Raw genomic sequence first — 25125 nt, 5'->3', positions numbered from 1 at the left:
TTTGAGCCTGTTGCGGTAGCAAACTGCTTTAACTAGAGTCCTGCTAGCACACCACAAGAAGAGAAGCGCTAATTAGGTAATGGCAACTGCTTTAAGAACAGTGGCAACAAAGGAATATGTCCCTTCGCAGCTGACGACTATTCTCGTACCGCCATCCGGTTCAACTTGTCTGTTCGCCATGAACTCAATGGCTTTTGCTGGAACCGCCACTTACTAGGCAGCGGCTGCTGTAACCATACAAGCCACCCGGTTTGCTGACGCGTTACGGTTGGTTACGTGCATGTAGTGTAGGAAGTGAAAAGGCCAAGGTGTAATGATGTCTTTGCCTATTCCGTTATTTATACTAATTCCAAATAGCTATTGAATTGTTCAGCTAAATGATAGTACTTTGTGCTATCAAGAACAATTCTATATAAGCATGAACAAGTCTTTTTCACTGCGTTGTGGTTTTTGGCTGTGGCTGCTGTTACTGGCAGTCAACTTACATGCTGCCAGCGGGGATTTCGGTACGATAACGGGCCAAGTCCGGCGTAGCGACGGTCAGCCAGCTGGTTTTGTCACGGTGGCCTTGCAAGGCACCAACCAGGGCACCACCGCTGACGAACAAGGCCGCTACCGCCTGGAACGGGTACCAGCAGGCACGTATACGCTGGTAGTGCAAGGTGTGGGCTACACGCCCTACGAGCAGACGGTGGAAGTGAAAGCCGGGCAAAATGCCCCCGTTGCTATACAGCTGGCTGCAAGTGCTACCAACCTAAACGAAGTGACGGTATTAGGCCGCAGCTACACGGCCTATCAGCGCGACGCCACCAACATTGCTACCCGCTCCGAAACCCCCTTGCGCGATATTCCGCAGAGTGTGCAGGTGCTGCCCGAAGCCGTGTTGCGCGACCAGCAGGTACAACTGCTGCAAGAAAGCATCCGCAACTTTGCCGGTATCAACCAGTTTGGGGGCTACAACGACTTTACTATGCGCGGCTTCCGGTCCACGACCGGCAATTTCGCTTACAACGGCCAGCGCCTAGGCGGCTCTTCGTACACGCCCCAGCCTACCTACAATTTAGAAAGCGTAGAGGCTATTAAAGGCCCCGCCTCGGTGCTTTATGGCTTTGCTGCTCCGGGAGGCATCATCAACCAAACCACCAAGCTGCCCGAGGCCACAGCCCGCCGCGAAGTACGCCTTACTTATGGCAGCTACAACCAGCTGCGCGGCGTGGCCGACGCTACCGGCCCGCTAAGTCCGGACGGTAAGTGGCTGTACCGAGTGGTGGCGGGTGCCGAGCGTACCGACCACCAAATGCGCGACTGGAAAACCCGCAACGTCTTTATCAATCCGTCCTTCACGTTTCGTCCCAAGGACGGTACAACGCTTACCCTGACCACTTCCTACTTTCTGCAAAACGAAGATGGCGGCACCTGGTACAACCGGGGCATCATGGCCGTGGAAGGCGACGTGAGCGTGCTGCCGCGCGACTGGAGCCACCACGACTCCAACGACAAAGGGTCTGACCGCATTGCCAATGTGCAGCTGCTAGGCCAGCACCGCCTCTCCGACAAGCTTTCGGTGAACGTGCTGGGCCGCTACAGCTACTATCACTCCATTCAGCAGTACCACCACATCAACCGCCGCAGCTACAACCCGGCCACGCAAACCATCGGCCGCCACTTCCGCGACTTCGACAACGTGACGCAGGATGCTTTCGTGAACGGCTACCTCACTTGGAAGCCGACCACCGGGCCAGTGGAGCACACCATTCTGGCGGGCGTAGACTACGGCCACTCTGCCAACGGCTACGACTATGCGCAGAGCTACGACGGCGTGCCGGGCCTCAACATCTTCAACCCTCAATACGGCCAAACCGACCGCCGGGCCTACCGCGGAGAAGGCTACAATGCCCGCTACGACAACCCCACCAACTTCATTGGGGGCTACGTGCAGGACCAACTCACGCTCACGCCTCAGCTCAAAGCGGTGTTGGGTTTGCGCTACGACTATTACCGCACCACCAGCCTCGACCAGGACCGCACCGAGCAGGTTTCCGACCCCGCGGCAACCGTAGTGCTGACGCGGGACACGTCGTCGGCCTCGGCCTTGGTGCCCCGCGCCGGGCTGGTGTACCAGCCCCTGCCCGAGTTGAGCTTGTACGGCTCTTACAGCCAGAGCTTCGAGCCCCAATATTCCAACCTGCCCCGCGCCGGTGGCCCCTTCGACCCCGAAACCGGCCGGCAATGGGAAGTAGGAGCCCGTACCGAGTTGCTGGGCCGCCGCTTGGTGGGTTCGTTGGCGTTTTACCGCATCCGTAAGGTGAACATTCTTACCACTGACCCCACCGACCCAGACGGGCAACGGCAGATTGCCGGCAACGAAGCGACCAGCAAAGGCGTGGAAGTATCGGTAACGGGCCGCGTGCTGCCCGGCCTGAACTTACTTGCTAATTACGCTTACAACGAAGCGCGCATCACCAAAAACGGCAACCCCGACCAGCCTTATGGCTCGCCCTGGTTCGAGAATGCGCCCAACCACACCGGCAACGCATGGGCGGTGTACACGCTACAGCGCGGCACGCTGACCGGCCTTGGCTTCGGGGGGGGCGCCTACCACGTGGGCAAGCGCTACAGCTTCGACTCTGGCTTCTCGATTCCGGCCTACACCACCTTCGACGCGGTGCTGAACTACCAGCGCCAGAACGTGTCGTTGGCCTTGAACCTGTACAACCTCGCCGACACCCGCTATTACTCGGGCGTCTTTTTCCGGGACATCGTGTGGGTGGGCAACGGCCGCTCATTTCGCCTGACAGCCGGCTACACGTTCTAACTGCTGTTGCATGGCTCGCTCTGCTCTTACCCGCCGCCTGTTTGCGCTGCACAGTTGGCTGGGCCTGCTGACGGGAGGGCTGTTACTGGTGGTGAGTTTGAGCGGGGTAGCCCTGCTTTTCGAGCCCGAACTCGACCACACCCTAAACCCGCACCTGCTGACAGTAGCCGCGCCGCCTGGCGCCCGACCTTCTTTGGACGGGGTGCTGACGGCGGCGCGGCAACGGTTTCCCCAGCCGGCTTACCTGCGCCTGCGGCGTATTTCCGCTACTCCCACAGATGCCATCGAGGTCAGCGTTGACCAGCCCGACCACACCTGGACGCTGGCTTACTTCGACCCATACACAGCTCGCTATCTAGGTCAGCGCAATGCGCGGGCGCATTTCTTCGGCTGGCTGCTAGGCCTGCATTACAGCCTGCTGGCGGGCAAAGCTGGCGAGTTAGTGGTGGCGCTGCTGGGGCTGGCCTTAGTACTGAGTGTGCTCACGGGGGCAGTGGTATACCGCAAGCACCTAACTACCGGTATTGCTGCTCCGGCAGCGCCTCAACTGGAAAAACTGGCGCACCGCTTCCTCTGGTTTGCACCGAATAGTTGGCGTTTGGAGCCTGGTGTTCAACTTGGTGCTGGCAGGAAGTGGCGCGTGGATGCTGCGCGCGGCGTTTCAGCCTAGCACTTACCAGGCTGAAACGGAAGTATCCTTGCAAATTCAGCCAGCTGTAGAAGTGCCGCTCGATACGCTGGCGCGCCGGGCAACACAGGCTGTGCCAGGTTTCGAGCTGCAAGGCATGGCACTACCCAAATCCCCTGCCGATACGGTGGTCCGGGCCCTGGGGCGCCTCACCAGCAGCCCGCTTTACGGGAATTTCAGTGAAACCATAGAGCTGTCAGCGCGGACTGGCCGGGTCCTCGCGGCCCCCGACGTGCGCCAGGCCTCCTTAGGCGAGCGGGCTGAGCTGGTGGCTTTCACCCTGCACTTCGGCCAGTTTGGCGGGTGGCTGGTGAAGGTTTTCTGGGCGCTGGGTGGCCTCTCCCCCGCCTTACTTAGCCTCACGGGCTTTCTACTTTGGTGGCGCCGCCAACCGGCCATCAAACCAACGAGTCAGCGCCCTTCGCAAATCACTCCGCCAACAACTAATGGCATGCGGCCGGTTAGGTAGTAAGCACTGTGCTCTACAGAGTGGGTGTTTGGCGGCGAAGTGAATAACCCTAGTACAGTCTTTCCTGGCACAGCATGCCGCAGCTACCCTAGTTGCCGGCGGGCCAACTGCTTTCCACCACTTCCGCTTGAATTGGCCGGAAAGAAACCTGCTTCTGTACATCGACCAGCTCGGTAGCGCCGGCTTTGCCCCGCAGTTGGTGGCTGCCAAGCAGGGTGAAATGGTATTCCGGATACGCTCCTATCTGCTGATAAAGGCTAGCCGAAATCAGGAACTTGCTACCCAGCGCATTGCATTGCGCCTGAATGCGAGCCGTGGTGTTGAGCACGTCGCCGTGGTAGACTAGCTCGCGGTGCGCCGTGCCAACCAGCACCGTAGTGACGCGCCCACCGTGGGCGCCGGCCTTGAACTCGGGCACCACCCCGTATTTGCGCAAGTAGTGGCCGCGGCGCTCTTCAATGCGGTGCTGCATTTTGAAAAAGCAGTGCAGGCAGTTCGCATGTGCCACACCCAGCTTGGAAGGCCACGTCACCACTACTTCGTCGCCGACGTATTGGTACACCTCGCCCCGGGTAGCCTCAATAGCCACGCTAACATCGGAAAAGAAGTCGCGCACAAAGCGGCTGTATTGGTCGTTGCCGAGGGTTTCGGCCAGGCGGGTTGAGCCTTTCAAGTCCACGAACAGGAAGATGCGGTCTTCGGTAACGGGCTGCTGATAGTGGCCTGCTAGCAGCTGCATCAGGCGGCGGCGGTCCATGCGCAACAGCAACTGGCGCAACAGCGTTGTCACGAATCCCCCAAACAAGTAAATCATGAATACTCGCAGCGCGTTCTGCACTGGGCCGGGAGTCTTGCCCGTGGGCGGTATCCAGAGCTGCGGCAAATCGAGTACGTGAGCCACCCACATAATAGCCCCATAGAGCACGCTCAGCAACAGCAAATGGGCCAAGCCTTGCAGCAGCGTAGCCAGATGCAGCTTCAGGCGCTGCACCAGAGCCGGAAACACCACCACCTCCAACACGCCCAGGATCAGCCCAATAGGGAGGCCAACCAGTGCCAGGAGCAACAGTGCCTGCCGCGGCACCCACAGCAGCAGGGCCATGGCTTCGAGTACCCCAACAAATACCACCCCAATACTTCCAACCGTTTGGAAGACATGGCGTCGCGTGGCCCAAAAACGGGCTCTACGTGCGGCAGAAGCACTGACAGTAGACATAAGCGCACTAAGTTAACCTACAGCGGAGCAGCCGCCACCGCTATGTATCAAGACGAAATTATACCTCAAATACTTGGTATATCAATAAGTGTAGATATAAAAGCAAACAACCCGCCTCATCCGAACGCGGACAAAGCGGGTTGCTACACGAGAAGAACGGCAGCTTAGCTGCGGCGGCCAAAGTCGCGACGGTCGTTGCCGCGCTGGTTGTTCTGGCGGTCGAACATCTGGCGCTGGCGCTCTTGGCGCTTGGCTTCAAGCTGAGCGTATTGCTTCTTCGACAAGGCATCTTTGAGCTTTTTGTCGGTGCTCTCGTGGATGCGTTTGGCTTCGGCTCGCAGTTGGCTGCGGTCGTTGCCGGAGCGGCTACGCAGGGCTTGCATCTGCTGCTGTTGCTCCTGAAAGATCTTCTCGACTTTCGACTTTTGCTTGCTGCTCAAACCAAGTTCTTTGGTCATGGCCTCGATGCGGCGCTGCTGGAATTGGGCACCACGCTCCCCTTTTCCATGCCGATGGTCTTTGTCTTTGTCGTGGTCACGGTCCTGACGCTGCTCCTGGCCAACGGCGGCCGTAGTAGCGGCGAAGGAACTGCTGCCGAAAGAAGCACCAAGGCTGAGAAGAAGGGCGAAACTAAAAAGTTGCTTTTTCATGATGGAGTGGAGTTGAAGTCTGTTTCGAAGGTGTGCTGAACGTTGCGTTCTGAGCTCCTTCATTCAAACCCAATGCCTGTTTGCGCCAAGGTGGGCCACGTTCCATCAAAAGCCCGAAAGAATCGACCAACTACTTAGTTCATTCGACCTTTCGACCTGAGCATAGTGGCCGAAAACAGCGCAGTAGTTTATACAAGATGCAGACCACACAGCTTTCCACCTACGCATGCCTATTTAGGAGGAGCCCAAGCAACCCATAAGGTGACACACGCTAGTAAACAGAACGCCCGCGCCACTCCAACAAGAGCGACGCGGGCGTTGCTGACTTTTCAGCCCTCCCGTTAGGGAATAACTGTGCTACCTGTGGTCGAGAGTGGAATTGTTTCGTGGTGCGTGGCGAGAGTACCGTGGTCTTCGATGTGGGGCGTGGTAAGCCTGGCACTGCTTGTAGAGATGGTGCTAGCTAGCGTGGTGTTACTGGTTGTCGTGCTGTCGGTCGTTACGGCGGCTATCTTCGTCTTGTTGGCGTCGCGCTTGCCAAGCAGCCACCAGGTAGCAGCGGCCGTGGCGGCAGCCAGCAAGGTATTTTTCAGCACGGGGTTGCTGTTGGCGCGGGTGTAGAGGCTGGTTTTCATAACGTAGCCGGGATGGTCGCCGTGTACGTGGCCATCGTCGCCAGCGTGGTGCAGGGCGCCTTGGGGGTTACGGGGCAGTTCGTCGCGCTTTTGCTCTTTGAACATCATTCCCTCGCTCATCTTGTCCATGGCCCGGGGCGCGTGCTTGTTGAAGGAGCTCATCACCTTTCCACCCCCACCGATGTAGATGTCGCGCTCGGGATGCTCGGCGGCGTACAGAATGGCGTTGGCTACTTCTTCCGGCTCGTAAACGGGCGGCGGCAGCTTGGGCTCCTTGTCCATGTAGTTGCGGGCGTGCTGCGGGAAAGGCGTATTAATGGCGGCTGGCTTGATAAGGGTTACCGAAATGGGGGCACCTTCTTCTTCCAGTTCCAGACGCAGCGCATCGGTGAAGCCTTTGATGGCGTGCTTGCTGGCACAGTACATGCCTTGCAGCGGAAAAGCCACATCGGAGGCCACACTGCCCACGTTGATGATGGCGCCGCCGCGCTGCTTGAGGTGCCGGGCGGCAGCCAACGAGCCGTAGTTCATGCCCCAGAAATTGGTTTCAAACAAGCGGCGGTTGTCTTCGTCGCTTACTTCTTCCAAGCGGCCCCAAATAGAAATGCCGGCGTCGTTGACCCAGGTATCGAAGCCACCGAAATGCTGAATGGCCGTTTCAGCAATCCGCTCAATGTCTTCGCGGATGGCCACGTCGGCGGCTACGGCTACTACGCGCGCGCCTTGCTCCTGGAGTTGCTGCTCGATGTGGTGTAGCTCGGTTTCGTTGCGGGCAGCCAGCACAAGCTGTGCGCCTTTTTTGGCGGCCATTCTGGCCGTAGCCAGCCCGATGCCACTACTGGCGCCGGTAATGACAATGGTTTGTTGCTTTAGGGGCTTGAGGTTGGGGGTCATTCGTTTGTTTGTTTACATCGTGAAACCACACATTCCGTTCACAGCTCCGTTACCATACCTACAGGCTAGTGCTGAAGCGGAGTTGACGGGCTACTGTTGCCGTAGCCAATCAAGAAAATTACATACGCAGACCCGGCGACGAAGATATGGCCCAGTTAAGCGTAACAGCTGAGCTTCAGTTATTTGCCAAGCACCTTCATCAGCCACCACCGTTGCTGATATCTTGGTTTCGCCTTTGCTTTCTTCAGAACATTTCCCTTGAAATCCACTTCTGCATCCATCCGCCGTTGGAGGCTGTAGCGCGAAGCTTGTGCTTCGCGTTTTGTGGAACCAGGTTGTGGCCGGGGCCTGACTCAGATCGGGCAATGGCACGCGAAGCACAAGCTTCGCACTACAGCCTCCAACGGCGGATGGATGCTCTGCGTGCAACCTTTGGAGTGCTAGCTACCTACTATTGCGTAGCAAAACCCACTCCGACTACTCGGTAGGCTTCCATCAAAACACTCCTTTTATGCCGTCACAGCCGGAATCACCGCTGCATTTCGTTCGCCCGACTGTCGTTCTTTTCGATTTAGATGATACCCTCTTCGACCACGCCAACACTGCGCGGGCAGCTTTGGCTGTCTCTACAGCAGGCCTACCCGAGTTTCAGGGTGTGGACCTAGAGCAACTGTATCAGCAGTACAGCGAGATACTCGAGGAAATGCATCCGCAGGTGCTGGCGGGGCGCTATAGCTATGAAGAGGCGCGCCGCCTGCGTTTTCAACGGCTGCTCGCGCCGTATGGGTTAGGTGCCTCCAATGCGGAAGCCGAGCAGTTTGCGCACCGTCACTACGGCCACTACCAAAGCCTGCGCCGGCCAGTGCCGGGAGCCTTACCACTGCTGGAGGCCCTGAAACCACACTTCCGAGTTGGGATAGTTACCAACAACCGCACTTCGGAGCAAAAGGAAAAACTGGCGCAGCTCGGCATGACCCACCTGATAGACGCCCTCATCACGTCGGAAGACGTGGGGGCCACCAAGCCCAACCCTCGCATTTATCAGGTAGCGCTGGAGCGCCTACAGGGTAGCCCCGCCGAAGCCGTAATGGTGGGCGACAATTGGCTGGCCGACGTAGTGGGGGCGCTGGATATGGGTATTCGCCCGGTGTGGCTGAACCGCTTCGGCGGCACCCGCGCCCTACCCCACGTCGACGAAATTACCAGCCTTGAACCCCTGTCCGAAGTTCTGTTGAAGATTACGGGGCCGGTGCCCTTGCCCATCGGTGAAGATGCCGACTTCGTCAACAAAGGGTAGCTCTTGGTACAAGCATAGTCTGCGCATCGAGCAAGCAAAAAGATACGCCACATTTGCTTGCCTTACGTATCCTAAGTGTCCTTTCTAAACCCTTTCTCATGAGCAGAGACACTTTTTCCAGTGGCCCCTCGGGCGTATACACCCAAATAAAGCAAGACGGGCAATTCGTAACGGTTGTGAAGCTGCAAGACGGGCTGCCGAACGCTACACCCGAACTGCGGCAGCAACTCATGCAGCAGCTAAATCTGACACCCAACGACTTGCTGCTCGTGCTGCGCTCTGATGGCAGCGAGCCAGACCAGGGCACGGCACAGGACCTCTACGATCAATACCTCTCCACTAATACTGCCGCCGTGGCCGACGTAACGTGGCAGCCTATACCCTAGGCTTCAACTAGCATTACGCAACAACATAAACAGCCCGGTCCGGCAAGTTGCCGGACCGGGCTGTTTGATTTTAAGAGGCTAGGCCTTGGCTCGCCAGTTGTTCTTGGCGGCATCCTCGTCTTCGCAGGGAAGGTTAGAGGAATGGGTTTGAAAGAAAAGCACGTTTTGCGGAATAAAGTCGTCTTTGGCGCGGGCTTGCAGTGAATGTAGTCGAGCTAAAGCATAAGCCCACCGACCTCCCAAATTGGGGCCGGTGGGCTTATGCTTTAACTGTGTCAGGTGTGGCTTGCCGTTTATACTGCCGGTGCGGTACGGTTGCCCCGCAGCATCCGGTCGATGCTCCAAACACCGGGGCCGTGCGCCCAGATGTAGAGAAACACAAAGCAGTACACCACCGCTGGCTCGCCCTGGTTGATGATGGGCAGGAGCCCCTTGGGGGCGTGCGCCATAAAATACGCCACGGCCATGGTGCCACTGGCAATAAAGGCCGCAAAGCGTGTTAGCAAGCCAATAGCAATCAATATACCACCGGCAAACTCGATGATACCGGCCACTCCTATCAGCGAGGCCAACTCCATGGGTGGCTTGTCGCCGGGAACCCCAAACAACTTTTGGCTGCCGTGCATAGCAAAAAGGACTCCCACCACAATGCGTAGCAGGGCAAAAGCATAGGGAGCGAAGCGGGCTACGGAGTCGTTCATAACTACAATCAGCTAGGGTGTTCTTAGATGCTACATGTCGTGTTTATTCTTGAGGCAGTAGACCAAGGGCTACTTCGTTGCCTTGCTGAATAGCCAAGTCGCGGGCCGTGAGGCCGCGCACGTCGCGCAGGGAAGCATCGGCGCCGGCTTGCAGTAATACGGGCACAATGTTGTGGCGGCCGAACAGTGTGGCAAACATGAGGGCCGTGCCATCGTTGCCGTTGCGGGCGTTGAGGTCGGCACCGTGCTCGATGAGCAGCTGCGCTATTTCGGGAAAGCCTTTGAAGCTGACGCCCATCAGGGCGGTGTTGCCGCTGGCATCGTGCACGTTGGGGTTGGCGCCAGCTTCGAGCAGCAGGCGGGTGGCTTCGAGGTGGCCGTCGTAGGCAGCAATAATGAGGGCAGTGAAGCCTTTGCCATCCTGCGTGTTTACGTCGACGCCTTCGGCCAGCATGGCTTTAAGAGCATCTACATTGCCTTTGCGGGCGGCGTCAAACAGCAGGTCTTCGGGACGGGAGGAAGTGAAATCCATGTACGAGCGGAAAAGTTTCTATCAATAGTTGGCGATAATACGATAACCATTGAAAATTGATTGTTTCCCTGGCTTTGTGGCACCTCCGTGGAAAAAGAACCCTGCTACCAGACAAATGCGCAGTTTATGCGTTTAGCAGGTGGTTTATTTTAACACCCATTTCCACATGGATCTGCAACTCACCAACAAAGTAGCGTTAGTTACTGGCTCTACGGCCGGTATCGGGCTAGCCATTGCGCGCCGCCTGGCAGCCGAAGGTGCCGAAATCATCTTGACGGGCCGCACCGAAGCACGCTTGCAAGAAGCCAAGGCCACTATTCTGGCCGAAACACCGGGCGCCACCGTGCGCGGCGTCGCCGTCGATTTCAGCCGCTCCGAGCAAATTGATTACCTGCTCATTCAAGTACCTACCGTGGACATTCTGGTCAACAACGTAGGCATCTTCGAGCCCAAGCCATTCGCTGAAATACCTGACGAAGACTGGCTCCGCTTCTTTGAAGTAAACGTGCTAAGCGGCGTGCGGCTTTCGCGCCAGTATTTCCCCCAGATGCTCGACAAGAAGTGGGGCCGCATCCTGTTCATCTCCAGCGAATCGGGCCTACAGATTCCGGAAGAAATGATTCATTACGGCACCACCAAAACGGCACAGCTAGCCGTGGCCCGCGGACTGGCAGAACTCACCAAAGGCACCGCCGTGACCGTCAACTCGGTATTGCCGGGCCCTACGGCCTCCGAGGGAGTAGAAGAGTTTATTCAGAAAATGTCGGCCGAAGGCAAGAGCAAAGAGGAAGCAGAGCGCGAGTTTTTCCAGAATGCTCGCCCCTCTTCCTTACTCCAACGTTTCGCCACCACCGACGAAGTAGCGAATATGGTAGCCTACCTCGCCAGCCCCTTGGCGTCTGCCACCAACGGTGCCTCTGTCCGGGTAGATGGCGGCGTAATTCGCAGCATTGGCTAAGCTTGCCCTCACACTATTTAGTTTATCCTGCCGTCTTGCTGAACGAAGGAAACGCACCAAAGCCGTAGTATGGTCATGCTGAGCGGAGTCGAAGCATCTCGCTAGTGTGATAAACCCTCTTAGCAGTGCAACGAGTCGAGCGAGATGCTTCGGCTGCGCTCAGCATGACAATAGTATCACAACATCGGCACGCGAGATGCTTCGGCTGCGCTCAGCATGACCGATATAGTTTGGCTACGTCAGCATACGAGACATTTCGGCTTCGTTGCATCCTTGGCTTGATGCGCCACCTGCGCAGCAAGACCGGTAGGATAAACAATGGCACACGCCAGATGCTTCGACTAACAGACGCCATATCAAGCCTGGCGTTTTAGTTGGGTTGCCATGACGGTGCGTGGAATACTTCGATTCCGGTTAGCCTGACGAGAATAGGTTAAAGAGCTTCTGCAGATCAATAAATAAGAATCAGCACCACGGCTACTATCCACAGCAGCATGCCCACTACCGCGGTATTGACGCGTACTTCAGCCGGACGCTTGGGCAAGACTCCTACCACGGCCACCCCCATCAGCACGAAGGGCAACAAAGCCATGGGACCACTGTAAACACCGCCGCCGTAAGGCTCGAAGGGTTCGGGACCATCAGGGGAAGCAGGCGAACTAACTTTGCGGACCACCCGGAGCAGCGGCGTTCGCCACACCGTTACGAACTGGCCTTCGCGGGCCCGGTGGCCAATGGCGCTAGGCAACCGAAACTTGGTGTTGGGCGTGAAGACGTCGTAAGCCATTTGAGGGTTGGCGGCCGATACACTGATCGAAACTATTTGGCGCTCTAGCACCGGCTCGTTGGCATACTCGCGCAGGGGCAGCACCCAATCGAGGGCTAGGAGCAAGCAAAACGCGAGTAGCGCCCAGTTCACCCACCGGGCCTTGGGGGCAGCCCGCGCCAACAGTACTTTAGTTGGATCAGGAGGGCGGACGGGCAGCGCAAACGATTCGGGCTCCTGCTGCATCAGCCGGTCGTAGGCCCAGCGCCGGCGCGGGTCGGCCAGAATCTGGTAGCCTGCATAGGCCGCTTGGAGTCGGTCGTTGAGGGCTGGATCAACGGTGGCCCGACGGTACATGCGGGCGTGCATCTGCCGGTACGCCCGCTCAATTTCAGCTACGGTAGCTGTGTTCGGAACGCCCAGGATATAATAGTAATTCTGCATAAAGTGTAGCTATCCTTCCGAAGTCATAAAGTAAGATGAAACCCTCTCAATGGCAACACTTTATTCGGGCGTTGCGGTTTCTACAATCTTCTTTTTAAAGCTTCAAGAAAGGCCACACACAAAGCGCCCAAACTACCGAGCAGCTAGCCTAGTAGCATCGTGGCTAAGCAGTATCTCTATACTGCATATAATCTAGCCACTACTCCATTAGCCTTTCCAGATACGCTCTTTGGTCCAGCGACCATCTACCCTTAGCAGTGGAGTTCGTGGTTCTAGAACCAAAGAACCGACGCGCATTACCGAATCGAAGCAAGCTACCCTCTACCCTACTGCGCGTAGTAGCTTTCGGCGCAGCCAAGGCCAGTGGGCAGCCCGCACCACTAAGTCTACCAGCCAGGCCTTACTGGCCATAAAACGCATAAATCGGTAGCGCTGAGCCAATTCTCGCCCAATCCACCGCTCTACTTGCTGCGCGTAAGCAGCCAGGAATGCAGCATCAAAGCGCTGAGCCTCGAAGCACGCCTGCACCTGGGCTGCGGCCAATATGCCACTATGTACCGCTTTGTCGATGCCGTGTCCTTGCAACGGATCGATGAGGGCGGCGGCATCGCCGCATAGCAGTGTGCGGTGGCCGTGCACGGGGCGGTTGCTACCGCCCAACGGGAGCCCAAAACCCGTAATAGGTGTGAGAGCCTCGGCCTGGGCAAAGCGTGGCGCTAGGTGCGGATGATTGGCTAGTAGCTCGCTCAGTTCGTGTTTTAGGTTGAGGCGCCGGGCGGCCACTTCCTCCGACAGCACTCCGAAACCTACATTGTACACGCCACCGCCCACCGGGAACACCCAACAGTACCCGGCCCGGTATTCGCGCAAAAAGTAGAAATCCGAAGTGTCTTCGGGGGCATCAGCAACGGCTTTGTAGTAGGCTCGTACGGCGGCGCAATGGTAAGCCCGGTCGAGAGAAGCGTGCGGCATGAGGGAACGAGCCACCACGGAGTTGGCCCCGTCGCAGCCGATGACGAGGGCTGCCCGGAGTGGCGGTTGGGCTGCATCGGCCGACGTTAGCGTGACACCGTGTTTGTCGGTTTGCAGGCTGCGAACAGTGTAGTTTTCCAGTATTTCCGTGTTGGTGTGTCGGCGCACCAGGGTTAACAGGGCTGCATCGAAGTGCAGACGTGGACTGTTGAATGCGGGATTGTGCCAGGCAATACGCAGTTCCTCGCCGCTCGGCGCCAGCAGACGGCTGTGCGTGGTTGGTGCCTGGTGCGAAGCCAGCAGTGTGCGCAGCTCGGTGACGTAACCGGGGTCGAGACGCGCGAGGTGCTTGAGGGTTGGACTGGGTATGGCGTCGCCGCAGATTTTGTCGCGCGGAAATTGTGCTTTGTCTACCAGGGCTACACGCTTGCCGCTGTGGCGTAGGGCCAGCGCGCAAGCGGTGCCCGCTGGCCCGGCTCCTACAATAACTACGTCGTATTCGGTGGTAACGGGCACGGGCGAAGGTACTGCGCCGTTGCGGCTTGTTGCTTGACTCAGGTTAAGAGCGGAACGGGGCTTTGTCTGGTTTCACTTGAGCGTTAGCCGTCAATTGCTTCCTGCAAAAACTCGCAGAAAGGCTGCATGGCACGGAAAACGGTAGGCACGTAGGTATCGAGGTCGAGCTTGCGGGCGGTAGCGTCGGGTACAGAATGGCTTACAATAAAGCTTTTGTGCTTTAGTAGCTCGATTTCGGGGTGGTCGGTTGGGTAGCCAGCGGGAGCCTTTTTCAGCTTTTCACCTTCTACCCCGGCAAAATATTGACGGAACTCCGGTGCTTGCAGCAACTTGTAAAGCGCAGCGCTGTTGTAGTCGATTTCCTGGCGGATACGGGCCAGTTGCTCCTTGTCGGGCTCGTACATTCCGCCTGCCAACAAGGTTTGCCCGTTGGGGCCTAGCTGTACGTAGTAGCCGGGGCTGTTGCTTTTTTTGCCGCCGCCAGAGAAATAGGCGCTGAAATGCGTTTTGTAGGGTCGCTTGTTGCGGGAAAAGCGCACGTCGCGGTAGATGCGGAAGATGCACTGCTTGGGTTCCAAACCCACCAATGCCGGGTCGTGCGCGGCCATTTGCTTCAACCAGCGCCCTACGGCTGCTTCAAATTCCGGCCGCAGTTTGTCGTAGGTGGCTTTGTGGTCCTGAAACCAGTCCCGCTCGTTGTGCTGCGTGAGTTCGGCAAGAAAATCGTAGAGTTGAGGCGTGTTCATGAAAAGTAGTTGGCGGCCATTAGCAAACGAAAAAGGGCCGCGAGTATAAGGCAAAACCAAACATTCCAACCGTTACTGCCGCTTGGCTTGCCGCATTTCTTGCTGCCGCATCGGCATCACATCAATGGTTGAAAACAGGGATGCTGGCGCTACAGGCTCGGTTTCGCGGCGCTTGGCGCCGCCATCCTTGCCGATAAGCAACGCCGTGAAACCGGTAGTTGAAACCCGGAGGTTTTCAGTGAGGTACTTTTTGTCAGCAGGCGAGAGTTGATTGAATAGCACTTCCTGCACCAGCAAGTCGCGGGCATCGAGGTCGGCGCGGGCGGGGGCCAGCAGTTGGCGTTGGCGCAGCAGATCGGCATCCGTGGCTGTGGGCGCGCAAAGTAGCAGCACTCGTTTTTGCCACCGGCTGGCTTTCAGCAGCGTAGTCAGGGAGCTTTTAGGCGAAGTGGTGGTTTGCCCTTTCGCTACAGCAGCGCACAGAAAAACGCCCCCAAGTACAAGCAGCCAGCCAAAAGAAGTGAAGCGCATGGTGACGTGGAAAAGCCAGTGAAGTAGGTATCTAACGTGAAACAGGCCCTAAAGGCTGAGGTTTGCTACTAAGCCTCTCGAAGCCAAGCAGGCACAAGAGGTTAATCAGGGCGCCACTACTTTCAACGCAGTTCCCCTTTTTACGCTGGCGGCAACACTGCTTCCAGCCACTCGAACACCGCTTGGTAAGCGGCAGCCCGCACCGCCGGAGCCGACAGAAACAAGTCGTGGATGCCACCTTCTATGGCTTTCACCGTCACCTTGCTGCCGAGCCGCGGACTTAGCTGGCGGATGTGTGCTACATCGAGCACGATATCAGAACGGTGAAAATCATTAGACCATTTGCGGCCGTAGGCGGTGCGGTCGGAGTGCAGCACCAGTACCGGTAGTTGCAGGTTGAGGCCGCGCCGTATCTGCCGGTGACCGAGCCGGATGGCGCGCAGCCAGCCCGCATTGATTGTGAATACCCGGTTGGGTTTCCATGCCAAGTCGTAGTCCCACTGGCCGCGGTAGGCCCGGTGCAGGCTTTGGCCGTAGGTATCGGAGAGGCTGGCGGGCAGCTTCAAATCGGGCAGAAAGGCGCCGAGGCTAGTTACCAGCGGCACACTCAGCTTTCGATACCAAGGCTGAAACAAGTCGAAAAACGGGCTATTCAAGACCAGCGCCGCCAGGTCAGCCGTTGGGCGGGCCTTGGCATAAAGCGAGATAATCAACCCACCCGTAGAATGGCCGCTGAGCACCATAGTGCTGCTGCCCTCAGCCCGAATAACGGCTAAAGCCGCGTCGAGGTCGTCGTAATATTCAGCTAGGTCCCGGACGTTGTTGGGGCGCTGGTGTCGTAAGATGGCCCGGCCATACTTGCGCAAGTCAAGGGCATAAAAGCGGAAGCCGTGCGCGGCATACTCGGTGGCCATGTCGCGCTGGAAAAAGTAGTCGTTGAAGCCGTGGACGTAGAGGACTGCGCGCGTGGCGGCTGGCGGCTTACGGTAGCGCACAAGTGTAGCCCGCACCGGGCCCTCGTAGTCGGCAGACTGCGGCAGATGGCGCAACTCGAAATCGGGGCCTAGCGGGTCAGGTAAGTAGGTGTCAGGGTCGGGGTCAGGAGAGGAAGCCATGGTAAAGAATACGGAAATAACTGGAAAAAGCTTAGGCAAGACCCGCCGTATCTGTTCACACAACCACCCTTCTTGTTCAGCTAGAGGATGCCGTTACCAGCGGGCAGTACTCTACGCTGCGGGCCCGCTTGGTCTTGCTTTCGATTAGCATCTAGTAGAAAATTGCTGCTCCTTCTTCCGCACTGCCGCGCATACTATTAAAACAATAACTTTCTCATTTTCAATAGCCCATCAATTACAAAGCTTGATTATATACTTCCTGCTATACTAAGGTGCGCTTATAGTCCGTTGAAGACGCAAAAGAAGCTGGCCGACATTTTGCACTGTCTGCTGACGAGCTTCAACTACTCCCCTCTTCATGCGACTCCTTGCCCTGCTGGCGGCGGCCTTGCTGCTAACTTTGTGTGCCCGTTCTGCTGCGCCCCTCATGATGACCGTCGAACCCGATCCGGCATTTCGTGCCCAACAACAGCAGTACCCGCGCGTGCGCGATGCGTATGCCCTGCACGAAGCCAATCTGCACGCGCTGCTACGGCGCAATGGCATTCAGCCAGGACGGCTGGAGCTGTACCTTCGGGCATTCAAGGTGGGTCGGCGGCTAGAAGCGTGGGGCCGCGAACAAGGCACCGGCGAGTTTGTGCTGTTGCGTACGTATCCCTTGGCTGGCACTTCTGGCGCGCTCGGTCCCAAGCGTAAAGCCGGCGACAAGCAAGTGCCGGAAGGCTTCTACGTCATCAACCGCTTCAACCCCGCCAGTAAATACCACTTGTCGCTAGGCCTCGACTACCCCAACACCGCCGACTTGCGCCACGCCGCCCCCGACCCTGGCGGCGACATTTTCATTCACGGCTCCAACGTCACGGTTGGCTGCTTGCCCATCACCGATGCGGGCATCCGGGAGCTGTACGTGTTGGCTACGGAAGCCCGTAGTGCCGGCCAAACCGACATTGCCGTGCACATTTTCCCGTTTGAAATGACTGCCGAAAACCTGGCCCGTCGGGTAGCTAGCCCGCATCTTGGCTTCTGGCAGGGTTTGGTGGCCGGCTATCAGTATTTCGAAGATCATCATCAGCTTCCGGCAATGCATGTAGATGCCCGCGGTGCATACGCAGTGGAGTAGTACGTAGCATCGAGAAAGAGCTTAGCGCTACTGCCTATCTTGCCGCCATGCCCGCTATTCTCACCCCCGACGATTTTCCTATTCCTAAGAACCTTCGCGACTCGGCAGTACTGGTGCCCATTTTTCAGGATGCTGCCGGGGAGCTACACGTAGTAATGGTCCGCCGCAGTAGCTATGGCATTCATGGCGGCCAATTGGCTTTTCCGGGCGGCAAGCACGAGCCCACCGACGCGTCGTTGCTGGCCACGGCCCTGCGCGAGGCCGAGGAAGAGGTTGGGCTGGCACCTGCCAATGTAGAAGTTTTGGCCGCGCTGCCAACCGTAGATGTACCTAGCGGCTTCCGAATTGCGCCGTTCCTAGGCTTGATTAAGCGGCCAGAAGTGTGGCAGTGGCAACAGCGCGAGGTAGATGAAGTGCTGGAAATTCCGCTTCGGCACCTCGCCGACCCTACCCAGCACATCGAAGAAGTTTGGCAGCTCCCCGGGTGGCCCGACCAGCGGCGCGTGGCGTTCTACCGCGTTGCGGGTGGCTACAAGCTTTGGGGGGCCAGCTACCGCATCATCACGCCTCTCATTCAGCCGCTGCTTAATGGCGACTATGTGAAGTAGATGCTTGCAGGTTCCGGCCGCACTATTCCCCCAGACGGAATAGCCCGGCTGTCCTTTCCCAAACTTCCACCGCACCATAATCTGGCACGAAATTGCGTTACTGTGCCGGTATTATCTTTCGACCATGAAACGACTTCTTTTCCTGCTTTTCGCGCTGGTGCCAACGGCTGTTTGGGCTCAGGGCGAGCAAAGCCTCTGGTATTTCGGGCAGCAAGCCGGGTTGAGCTTTCCGGTAGGAGGCGGTGCCCCCACGCCGCTGCTCAACAGCAAAATGACCACCTACGAGGGCTCCGCAGTGGCTACGAATGCTCAAGGCCAGCTGCTGTTTTATACCAATGGCGAGAATATCTTCAACCGCCAGCATACCGTCATGCCCAACGGCCGCAACCTAACGGGCTCTAGCGCCAGCACCCAAAGTGCCCTCATCGTGCCCGACCCTGGTAGCGGCAACGTGTTCTATGTGTTTACTGTGGGCGCCCAAGGCGGCAAGGAAGGCTTGCGCTACTCGGTAGTTGACATGACCCGCGACAACGGCCTCGGCGACGTGCCCCGCGCCAACATCCTGCTTATTTCGCCGGTGGCGGAAAAGCTGAGCGCCGTGCGTCACCAAAATGGCCGCGACGTGTGGGTAGTGGCCCACCGCTGGAACTCCAATGCTTTCGTGAGCTACCTCGTTACGGCCGATGGCGTGCAGGGCAAGCCTATCTTGAGCAATGTAGGTGGGATGCACGCCGGCCCCGGCCGCAATGCCATTGGGGCTATGAAGTTCTCGCCCGATGGCCGCAAAATAGCCGTGGCCGTGTGGCGCGAAGCCAACCGCTACGAGGTATTCGACTTCGACCGCAACACGGGCTTGGTGAAGAACCCCAAGGTTTTCTCGCCTTACCCAGAAGCCTACGGCATTGAATTCTCGCCCGATGGCACCAAGCTTTACGGTTCAAGCAACGGCGAAGGCGGCGGCCAAGCCCAGATATTCCAGTTCGACCTGAAAACCGGTAAAGCAGCCGTTATCGGCAAATCGGCCAACCGCAAAGTAGGCCAACTCCAGCGCGCCCCCGACGGCAAAATCTACGTGGCCCGCGAAGACAACCCCTTCCTCGGCCTCATCACCAACCCCAACGGCGACGCCGCTACCGCTAAGTACGTGGACGACGGCCTCAAGCTCGGCGGCCGCCGCGGCAAACTTGGCCTCCCCAACTTTATTACCGAACCCGGAAAATAAGTGAGTGTAGAGTTATCTTCTACAGCTCAAGACGGTTTATCTAACTAAGCTTTACTGAAAAGCCAAAGCCCTTGCTAATGATACCATCAGCAAGGGCTTTTTGCGCTATACCCGTTATGGCAAAGCTGTTTTACAAATTCTAGGATCTACTGCGTCTTACCGCCAAACTTAAAGCGCAGGAACCCGGCGGCCACAGATATATATGGGTCTTTATTGGCAAAAAGTCCGGCTATGTCGCGGGTGCTGATGCCGCCTTCATAAACGCTGGTAGCAACAGTCAGGCCTAGCGGAATACCGATACCGTAGCCCGCCCCGCCCGATACGCCGCTACTCAGGCGCAGCCAGCTTACGGGCTTGTAGTCGAGGCCCGCGCCAACGAAGGGCGACGTGATGTTGCCCGCCACGTTGTTGAGGGGGAGCGTCACGTCGAGGCCGGTTTCGAAAAACTCGCTGATACGGAAGCCGGCACCCAACCGCATTTTGGTTGGCAGTTTAGCTTTGCGGTCCTGACCGGTCTGGTACTGAAATAGGCTGTCGGTGCCAGAGGCGAAGATTTCAGCGGCTTCCTTGAAAAAGTCGTAGCTCCCCACGCCGGCCGATTTGAGACGCTTCAGCTTCTGGTCGTTGGCCGTAAGCAAGTTGCCTTCCCAGGTCATGTTGCCCATATCCGTAACGGCCGCACCCAACCGCACGATCTTGCCCACTTCCGCCGACAAACCCAGGTCGAAGCCGTTGCCGTGGCCCACGGGTTGCAAGCCGTTGGTGCGGGCTTCGAAGTTGAAATTCGGGTCGGAGGTCAAACTGCCGTAGTTGATATCGAACACCGCCGACAAGGAGCTATACGCCTGCAAGTCCCCGGGCTTCACGCGCACGTCTATGACACCAACCCCTTGGATATAACGGTAGCCTGCCCCAGCAGACAACTGAAACAAAGGCAAATCGACAATGCGCTTACCCCAGGCAATGTTGAACTCATTGAGGGCAGAAAATTGAAGCTTCGTACCATCCAACGCCTCCGATACCAACGGAATGTTGCTGGCACTGGCCGTAGCATAGATAGGAGCATCCCTACCCAGAAACAGCAATTCCGCTGCGTTTCTGTTTAGCTCGACGTGGCCAACGGACCGCACCCGGTTGCTGATGGCAATGCCTCCCAAAGCTGGTATCTGCACGGCTAAGCCCAGCGTTGTTGCGTCGGCATTCAGGTTGAGGGCATTATCGGAGGTGAAGCCGCGGGCTAGCTCCTGCTTCTGGGCCGGCGTTAGCTCGTCGTTGGTGTTGTACACAAAATTGCGCAACTGGTCACGCGTGAGCGACTTCGAGCTTATTCCGGCCCCGAATTCCCCAATGGTAAACGCGAACCGGGCCCCACCTACCCGTCCAAGGTTGGCGGGGTTGATACCAATGGCTTGGTAGTCGGTAGCAAAAGTAGTGGCTACCCCGCCGCGGCCGGTTGCCGTGAAATTGCTTATCTCGTTTTGGGCCTGTACCGAAACCGTAGTTCCTAGTAGAAGGGCCGCCAGTGTGAAGGAGCGAAGCTTATTCACGGCGACGTGCATTTGCGTAAAGTTTGCCATAGCGGAAAAGAACAACCGATTTCTTCAAATGTACTATTATGAGCTAGTTTGCAAGCGTATTACGCTGATACCATTGTTTTATTCCTGCTGAAGCTCCTCTCCGTTCTACGTCTTGATGGCCAAGCGCTTTTCCGTTTCCGAGTACACCAACGGCGTCCTGAGTGGCAACCGTGTCATGCTGAGCCGTGCCATTACACTAGTGGAAAGCACGTTACCTACCGACCAAGCACTGGCCCAGCAGGTCCTCGACGCCGTGCTGCCCCACGCGGGCCGCTCGGTGCGGGTAGGAATTACGGGCGTGCCGGGAGTGGGCAAAAGCACGTTTATTGAGGCGTTGGGCTTGCACCTGGTGAACACCCAAGGCCGCCGGCTGGCCGTGCTGGCCGTCGACCCCAGCAGCCAGCGCAGCGGCGGCAGCATCCTCGGCGACAAAACCCGCATGAATTTGCTGGCTGCGCACCCGCAGGCTTTTATCCGCCCTTCGCCGGCTGGGCGCAGCTTAGGCGGCGTTACGCGGGCCACGCGCGAAGCCATGGCCCTCTGCGAAGCTGCTGGCCACGACGTCATCTTTGTGGAAACCGTAGGCGTTGGCCAGAGCGAAACCGCCGTGCACAGCATGGTTGATTTTTTTCTGCTCCTGATGCTGGCCGGGGCCGGCGACGAGCTGCAAGGCATCAAGAAAGGCATCATGGAAATGGCCGATGCCGTCACCATCACCAAAGCCGACGGCGACAACGAACTAGCTTCCCGCCGGGCCCGCCGCGAATACCAAAACGCCCTTCACCTCTTCCCGCTGGCTCCTAGCGCCTGGTCGCCCGTCGTCACCACTAGCTCGGCCCTGACGGGCGCGGGGGTGCCCGAAGTGTGGGGCATTGTGGAGCAGTACGTGCAGCAAACGCAAACTAGCGGCTACTTCCAGCAGCGCCGGCAGGAGCAAAACCTGCATTGGCTCCACGAAACCATTCGGGAAACCCTCGAAACTCGGTTTTTTGCCCGCCCCGAAGTGCAGCAGCACTTACCCGCCGTGCAGCAGCGCGTACTAAACGGCCAGCAGTCCGCCTTCGGGGCTGCCGCCGAGTTGTTGGGGTTATAGCGTGCTAAGGGCGCGGCCCTAGCAAGTCCCACTTGTTGCCGTAAAGGTCCTGGAACACGGCCACGCTGCCGTAGCTTTCGTGGCGCGGCTCTTCCAGAAACTGCACGCCCCGCGCTTGCATAGCCGCATGATCGGCGGCAAAGTCGGTGGTGTGCAAGAACAGAATCACCCGGCCTCCTGCCTGGTTTCCGATGTGTTGGGCCTGCTCTTCGGTAGCGGCTTGGGCCAGTAGCAGGTGGGTAGCGGCACCGGCGGGCGCCACTACCACCCACCGTTTCCCATTGCCTTGGTTGGTGTCTTCTAGCAGTTCAAACCCTAGTACGTTGGTGTAGTAGGCTATTGCTTCGTCGTAATTACGCACGAGCAGCGTCAAGGCTCCGATGTGTTGGCTCATAGCACGCAAAGGTAGAAGCTGGCGCGCAACGCACACCCCTACCCTTTCTTCGGCCGCAACGCCAGGTAATCGAGGTAGTACAGCACCTTAATGGACACCGAGTTGTTGTGCGGCGTGTTGATGGTGTTGCTTAGGTTGTTGAAGTAAAGCGGTGTCGCCTCGTTGCCAGAGCGGTAGTCGTAGTCGGGGTTGTTGGCGTTTTTCCACACCACGCTGATTTGCGAACCCGGCGCAAACCACCACGAATACACTGCATCGATGTTGAAGGCGTTGTAGGTGTTGTCGCGGTTGCGGCGGTAATCGACCAGTTCCTCGTTGCCGCCGGGCGTGAGGCGGGCAAAATCCTGGTAGAGCACGTTGCTGGTGTAGTGCCGGGTGCGGAACGTGAACGACATGCGGTTGGAGAAGGTGTACGCCATCGACAGCACGTTGGAAACCGTCACCACGTTGCGGCGCCCCAAAATCACCTGGCCAATGAATTCCTGGTCAAGTGGTTCGCCTTCGTCCATGCCGCCGTTTACGTAGCCAATCTGGTTGAGCTTGTAGTCCCACTCGATATTATAGCGGAAGTTGAGCTTGTTGTTGACGCGGTAGCGCGGCGACACTGCAAGACCGTAGCCCATCCGGCGTGGGCGCGGCAGCCGGTCGTCTTCGGCGTAGGTACGAATACCGCCATTCACATCCCAAGCCAGTTTCTTGCGGTAATCCGTCGACATAAAGCCTCCCACGTTGACGCTGCTCGGCACCCGCACATAATACTCGCCGAGCGGGAACACCCGCGGCTCGTAGAAGTCGTTTTTCGTGGGGTCGATATTTATGTTGAAGCCGGTGGTGATGAAGCTCTTGGTGAACGTGGTTTGCGCGCCGCCCGAAATGCTAACGTCTTGGTAGCGCGTGGGTTTATAGAGCAACGACTGCGTGATTTCGCTCCAGGTGTAAAGGTTATTCACCTTCCAAAACGGCTTGTACTTGTTGTAGTTGGCGTAGATGTTCTGGGAGATATTGTTGTTGCCGAACAAAATACCCAGGTCGTTGGGGTTGTAGCGGTCCGACTCGATGCCGTGGTTGAAGCCCCAGGTGAAGGCACCGCTGATTTTGCCGAAGCCTATCTGGTACTTGTAGCCATCTTGGTCGTCGATTTCCTTTTCCGAACCGAACACCTTTCCCCGGCGGCGCGAGTACACAATGCGGCCATCCAGCGCGTACGAGTTTTTCTTGTTGGCGAAGCGAAACAGCCCGCCCGTCACGTTGGCGTCGTAGGTGCTGCCCGCGCGGGTCACGTTGGTATTGATGAGGCTGACGTAGGAGTTGTTTTTCAGACTCTGGTCGAGCACCGCAATGCTGTAGTTGCTGAACGGCTGCGTTTTCACCGACCGTTCTTCCCCGGTTTCGGTGTTACGAATGGTGGCGTACACGTCGTTGCTGAGGGCGTTGAACAACCCCACGCCCAAGCCTTTGCTGGTGCGGCCCGATATTTTGGTGGCATTGAGCAGGCGCGTTTCCGCAGGGTTTTTCACCAGCTTCTCGTCTTCGCCCACGGCTACTTCATAGAACCCAATGGGCGTGGCCCCTACCCGCCGCGAGTAAAACAGGTTGCCTTTGTTGAATAGCTCGGTGCCTTCGGTGAAGAACTGGCGGTTTTCGTTGAACTGCACCTCAAACGGCGACAGGTTGAGTACTTGGTTGTCGCTCTGTACCTGCCCAAAATCGGGTACTAGAGTTGCATCGAGGGTGAAGCTTTCGTTGATACCCCACTTGATGTCGGCGCCGCCGTTGAAGCTGGTCGTAGTGCGGCGCGTGCCTTCCGCGTTCAGCGGGTTGTGGTTCACGTAGCTCGACACATAGGGTGTAAGAGAAAGGCGCAGCGGCGGCTTGATGTCGCGCACGCCCCTCAGCTCGCCCCACTGGTTCACGAAGCCATCCACGGCGGGCCGCACTTCGTTCCAGAAGAAGTCTTGGTTTTCGCGCTTGCGCCGCCGCATGAAGTTAAGACCCCACAGTTGCTCGGTGGTGGCGCTGAAACGAATAGCCGAGTACGGAATGCGCATTTCGGCAACCCAATCGGTGCCTTTGATAGCGGTACGAGAATCCCATACGGCGTTCCAGGCAAAATCTTCGCCGCCGGCTGGCGAGTAGCGGCAGTCCATCTGCACGCCGCCCGTTGTTACGAAGAACCCATAGCCGTTGAGCTTATCGTGGTAGGTATCGAGGAAGATGGCTATGAAGTCGGTATTGCCAAAGTCGTCGCGCGCGGATAGCTCCTGCGGAATGGAATCGGCATTCACGTCGTGCATGATGGCCCCGACGTAGAGGTTGGCGTCGTCGTAGAGGATGCGTACTTCTGTGGGATGTTTTTCGTGCGGACCAGGGTTGGGGCGATTCTGAATGAAGTCGGTGGCCGGGGTGGCCTGTTGCCAAACAGCTTCATCGAGCAAGCCATCGAGCTTGATACTTTCGGTGATGCGCACGGCTTGCAACTGGCGCTTGGGCGCTGGCACTTTGGCGTCAATGGCTTCTGTGGCCTTCGCAGTAGCAGGTTGCTGAGCAAGCCCCGAGTTGGCCAGCAGCATACTGCTCAGCCAAAAAATAAAGACAAAGCAGTGGCGCATCACGACAAAATGGCGAGATAGGAGTGTTTCAAAATGGTAGATTTTCTAAGCCAGTCAACAAGGGCTGGCACCCGGAGTCAGAAGTGAAAAAGCACGTACTCTACTGCCCTATAAAATGAGTATCCTTAATATTTGATGCCATAGATGCAAACGATGGCACAACCGTTGCCT

General features: G+C 57.6%; 23 protein-coding genes. 10 read left to right on the top strand and 13 right to left on the bottom strand.

Annotated features, from left to right (window positions below):
- Positions 1-418: 418 nt before the first annotated feature.
- From P1X16_RS18860 to P1X16_RS18850, 3 genes are read left to right on the top strand one after another with little or no spacing between them, the layout of a single operon-like run.
- Complete coding sequence (locus P1X16_RS18860; protein ID WP_277232176.1) at positions 419-2815, top strand: TonB-dependent receptor; 2397 nt, start codon at positions 419-421, stop codon at positions 2813-2815.
- A 10-nt stretch (positions 2816-2825) separates the two neighbouring features.
- Complete coding sequence (locus P1X16_RS18855) at positions 2826-3485, top strand: PepSY domain-containing protein (RefSeq protein WP_277232173.1); 660 nt, start codon at positions 2826-2828, stop codon at positions 3483-3485.
- Positions 3394-3972 (top strand): PepSY-associated TM helix domain-containing protein, encoded by a 579-nt coding sequence (locus P1X16_RS18850; RefSeq protein ID WP_277232171.1) that lies wholly within the window; start codon positions 3394-3396, stop codon positions 3970-3972. The genes P1X16_RS18855 and P1X16_RS18850 overlap by 92 nt, the downstream gene beginning before the upstream one ends.
- Before the next feature lie 88 nt (positions 3973-4060).
- Here the strand turns inward: P1X16_RS18850 and P1X16_RS18845 are convergent, their stop codons facing one another.
- From P1X16_RS18845 to P1X16_RS18835, 3 genes are all read right to left on the bottom strand, one after another.
- On the bottom strand, positions 4061-5188 hold the full coding sequence (locus P1X16_RS18845; protein WP_277232168.1) for an adenylate/guanylate cyclase domain-containing protein: 1128 nt from the start codon (positions 5186-5188) through the stop codon (positions 4061-4063).
- Between the two features lie 164 nt (positions 5189-5352).
- Positions 5353-5838 carry a hypothetical protein gene (locus tag P1X16_RS18840; RefSeq protein WP_277232166.1) on the bottom strand — a complete coding sequence of 162 codons (486 nt, stop codon included), beginning with the start codon at positions 5836-5838 and terminating at the stop codon, positions 5353-5355.
- Between the two features lie 341 nt (positions 5839-6179).
- The gene (locus P1X16_RS18835; protein ID WP_277232162.1) at positions 6180-7367 is read right to left on the bottom strand and encodes an SDR family oxidoreductase; all 1188 of its coding nucleotides are present in this window, start codon (positions 7365-7367) and stop codon (positions 6180-6182) included.
- A 511-nt stretch (positions 7368-7878) separates the two neighbouring features.
- On the opposite strand from P1X16_RS18835, the gene P1X16_RS18830 reads away from it, so the two are divergent.
- Positions 7879-8664: an HAD family hydrolase gene (locus tag P1X16_RS18830; protein ID WP_277232159.1), complete on the top strand. Its 786-nt coding sequence runs from the start codon at positions 7879-7881 to the stop codon at positions 8662-8664.
- 98 nt (positions 8665-8762) lie between these two features.
- Positions 8763-9050 carry a hypothetical protein gene (locus P1X16_RS18825; RefSeq protein WP_277232157.1) on the top strand — a complete coding sequence of 96 codons (288 nt, stop codon included), beginning with the start codon at positions 8763-8765 and terminating at the stop codon, positions 9048-9050.
- A 293-nt stretch (positions 9051-9343) separates the two neighbouring features.
- Here the strand turns inward: P1X16_RS18825 and P1X16_RS18820 are convergent, their stop codons facing one another.
- Together P1X16_RS18820 and P1X16_RS18815 are read right to left on the bottom strand one after the other, a co-directional pair.
- Positions 9344-9751 carry a DoxX family protein gene (locus P1X16_RS18820; protein ID WP_277232153.1) on the bottom strand — a complete coding sequence of 136 codons (408 nt, stop codon included), beginning with the start codon at positions 9749-9751 and terminating at the stop codon, positions 9344-9346.
- Between the two features lie 43 nt (positions 9752-9794).
- Entirely contained in the window at positions 9795-10283 is a 489-nt protein-coding gene (locus P1X16_RS18815) for an ankyrin repeat domain-containing protein (protein ID WP_277232150.1), read from the bottom strand.
- 166 nt (positions 10284-10449) lie between these two features.
- On the opposite strand from P1X16_RS18815, the gene P1X16_RS18810 reads away from it, so the two are divergent.
- Positions 10450-11241 carry an SDR family oxidoreductase gene (locus P1X16_RS18810; protein ID WP_277232146.1) on the top strand — a complete coding sequence of 264 codons (792 nt, stop codon included), beginning with the start codon at positions 10450-10452 and terminating at the stop codon, positions 11239-11241.
- Between the two features lie 451 nt (positions 11242-11692).
- Here P1X16_RS18810 and P1X16_RS18805 read toward each other — a convergent pair whose 3' ends face one another.
- The 5 genes from P1X16_RS18805 to P1X16_RS18785 form a co-directional block, all read right to left on the bottom strand.
- A complete protein-coding gene (locus tag P1X16_RS18805) occupies positions 11693-12451 on the bottom strand; it encodes a J domain-containing protein (protein ID WP_277232144.1) in 759 nt (252 codons plus the stop codon).
- 321 nt (positions 12452-12772) lie between these two features.
- Positions 12773-13939, bottom strand: coding sequence for an NAD(P)/FAD-dependent oxidoreductase (locus P1X16_RS18800; RefSeq protein ID WP_277232142.1), 1167 nt, complete (start codon positions 13937-13939; stop codon positions 12773-12775).
- Between the two features lie 83 nt (positions 13940-14022).
- Positions 14023-14685 carry a DUF2461 domain-containing protein gene (locus P1X16_RS18795; protein WP_277232139.1) on the bottom strand — a complete coding sequence of 221 codons (663 nt, stop codon included), beginning with the start codon at positions 14683-14685 and terminating at the stop codon, positions 14023-14025.
- Between the two features lie 72 nt (positions 14686-14757).
- Positions 14758-15216 (bottom strand): DUF4174 domain-containing protein, encoded by a 459-nt coding sequence (locus P1X16_RS18790; RefSeq protein WP_277232137.1) that lies wholly within the window; start codon positions 15214-15216, stop codon positions 14758-14760.
- A gap of 140 nt (positions 15217-15356) precedes the next feature.
- Entirely contained in the window at positions 15357-16331 is a 975-nt protein-coding gene (locus tag P1X16_RS18785) for an alpha/beta hydrolase (RefSeq protein ID WP_277232134.1), read from the bottom strand.
- Positions 16332-16689: 358 nt separating this feature from the next.
- Between P1X16_RS18785 and P1X16_RS18780 the strand changes: the two genes are divergently transcribed.
- The 3 genes from P1X16_RS18780 (at position 16690) to P1X16_RS18770 (ending at position 19281) form a co-directional block, all read left to right on the top strand.
- A complete protein-coding gene (locus tag P1X16_RS18780) occupies positions 16690-17451 on the top strand; it encodes a L,D-transpeptidase family protein (RefSeq protein WP_277232131.1) in 762 nt (253 codons plus the stop codon).
- Between the two features lie 47 nt (positions 17452-17498).
- Complete coding sequence (locus P1X16_RS18775; protein WP_277232128.1) at positions 17499-18059, top strand: CoA pyrophosphatase; 561 nt, start codon at positions 17499-17501, stop codon at positions 18057-18059.
- A 124-nt stretch (positions 18060-18183) separates the two neighbouring features.
- Entirely contained in the window at positions 18184-19281 is a 1098-nt protein-coding gene (locus tag P1X16_RS18770; RefSeq protein WP_277232125.1) for a hypothetical protein, read from the top strand.
- Positions 19282-19427: 146 nt separating this feature from the next.
- Here P1X16_RS18770 and P1X16_RS18765 read toward each other — a convergent pair whose 3' ends face one another.
- Positions 19428-20858: a DUF5723 family protein gene (locus P1X16_RS18765; protein ID WP_277232122.1), complete on the bottom strand. Its 1431-nt coding sequence runs from the start codon at positions 20856-20858 to the stop codon at positions 19428-19430.
- Positions 20859-20973: 115 nt separating this feature from the next.
- On the opposite strand from P1X16_RS18765, the gene meaB reads away from it, so the two are divergent.
- The gene (meaB, locus tag P1X16_RS18760; RefSeq protein ID WP_277232119.1) at positions 20974-21951 is read left to right on the top strand and encodes a methylmalonyl Co-A mutase-associated GTPase MeaB; all 978 of its coding nucleotides are present in this window, start codon (positions 20974-20976) and stop codon (positions 21949-21951) included.
- 4 nt (positions 21952-21955) lie between these two features.
- Here the strand turns inward: meaB and P1X16_RS18755 are convergent, their stop codons facing one another.
- Positions 21956-22345 carry a VOC family protein gene (locus P1X16_RS18755; protein WP_277232116.1) on the bottom strand — a complete coding sequence of 130 codons (390 nt, stop codon included), beginning with the start codon at positions 22343-22345 and terminating at the stop codon, positions 21956-21958.
- Between the two features lie 38 nt (positions 22346-22383).
- The gene (locus P1X16_RS18750; protein WP_277232113.1) at positions 22384-24915 is read right to left on the bottom strand and encodes a DUF5916 domain-containing protein; all 2532 of its coding nucleotides are present in this window, start codon (positions 24913-24915) and stop codon (positions 22384-22386) included.
- Between the last annotated feature and the right edge of the window lie 210 nt (positions 24916-25125).

Source organism: Hymenobacter sp. YC55 (assembly GCF_029433095.1).
Taxonomy (GTDB): domain Bacteria; phylum Bacteroidota; class Bacteroidia; order Cytophagales; family Hymenobacteraceae; genus Hymenobacter.
This window is presented reverse-complemented; position numbering and strand designations above follow the sequence as displayed.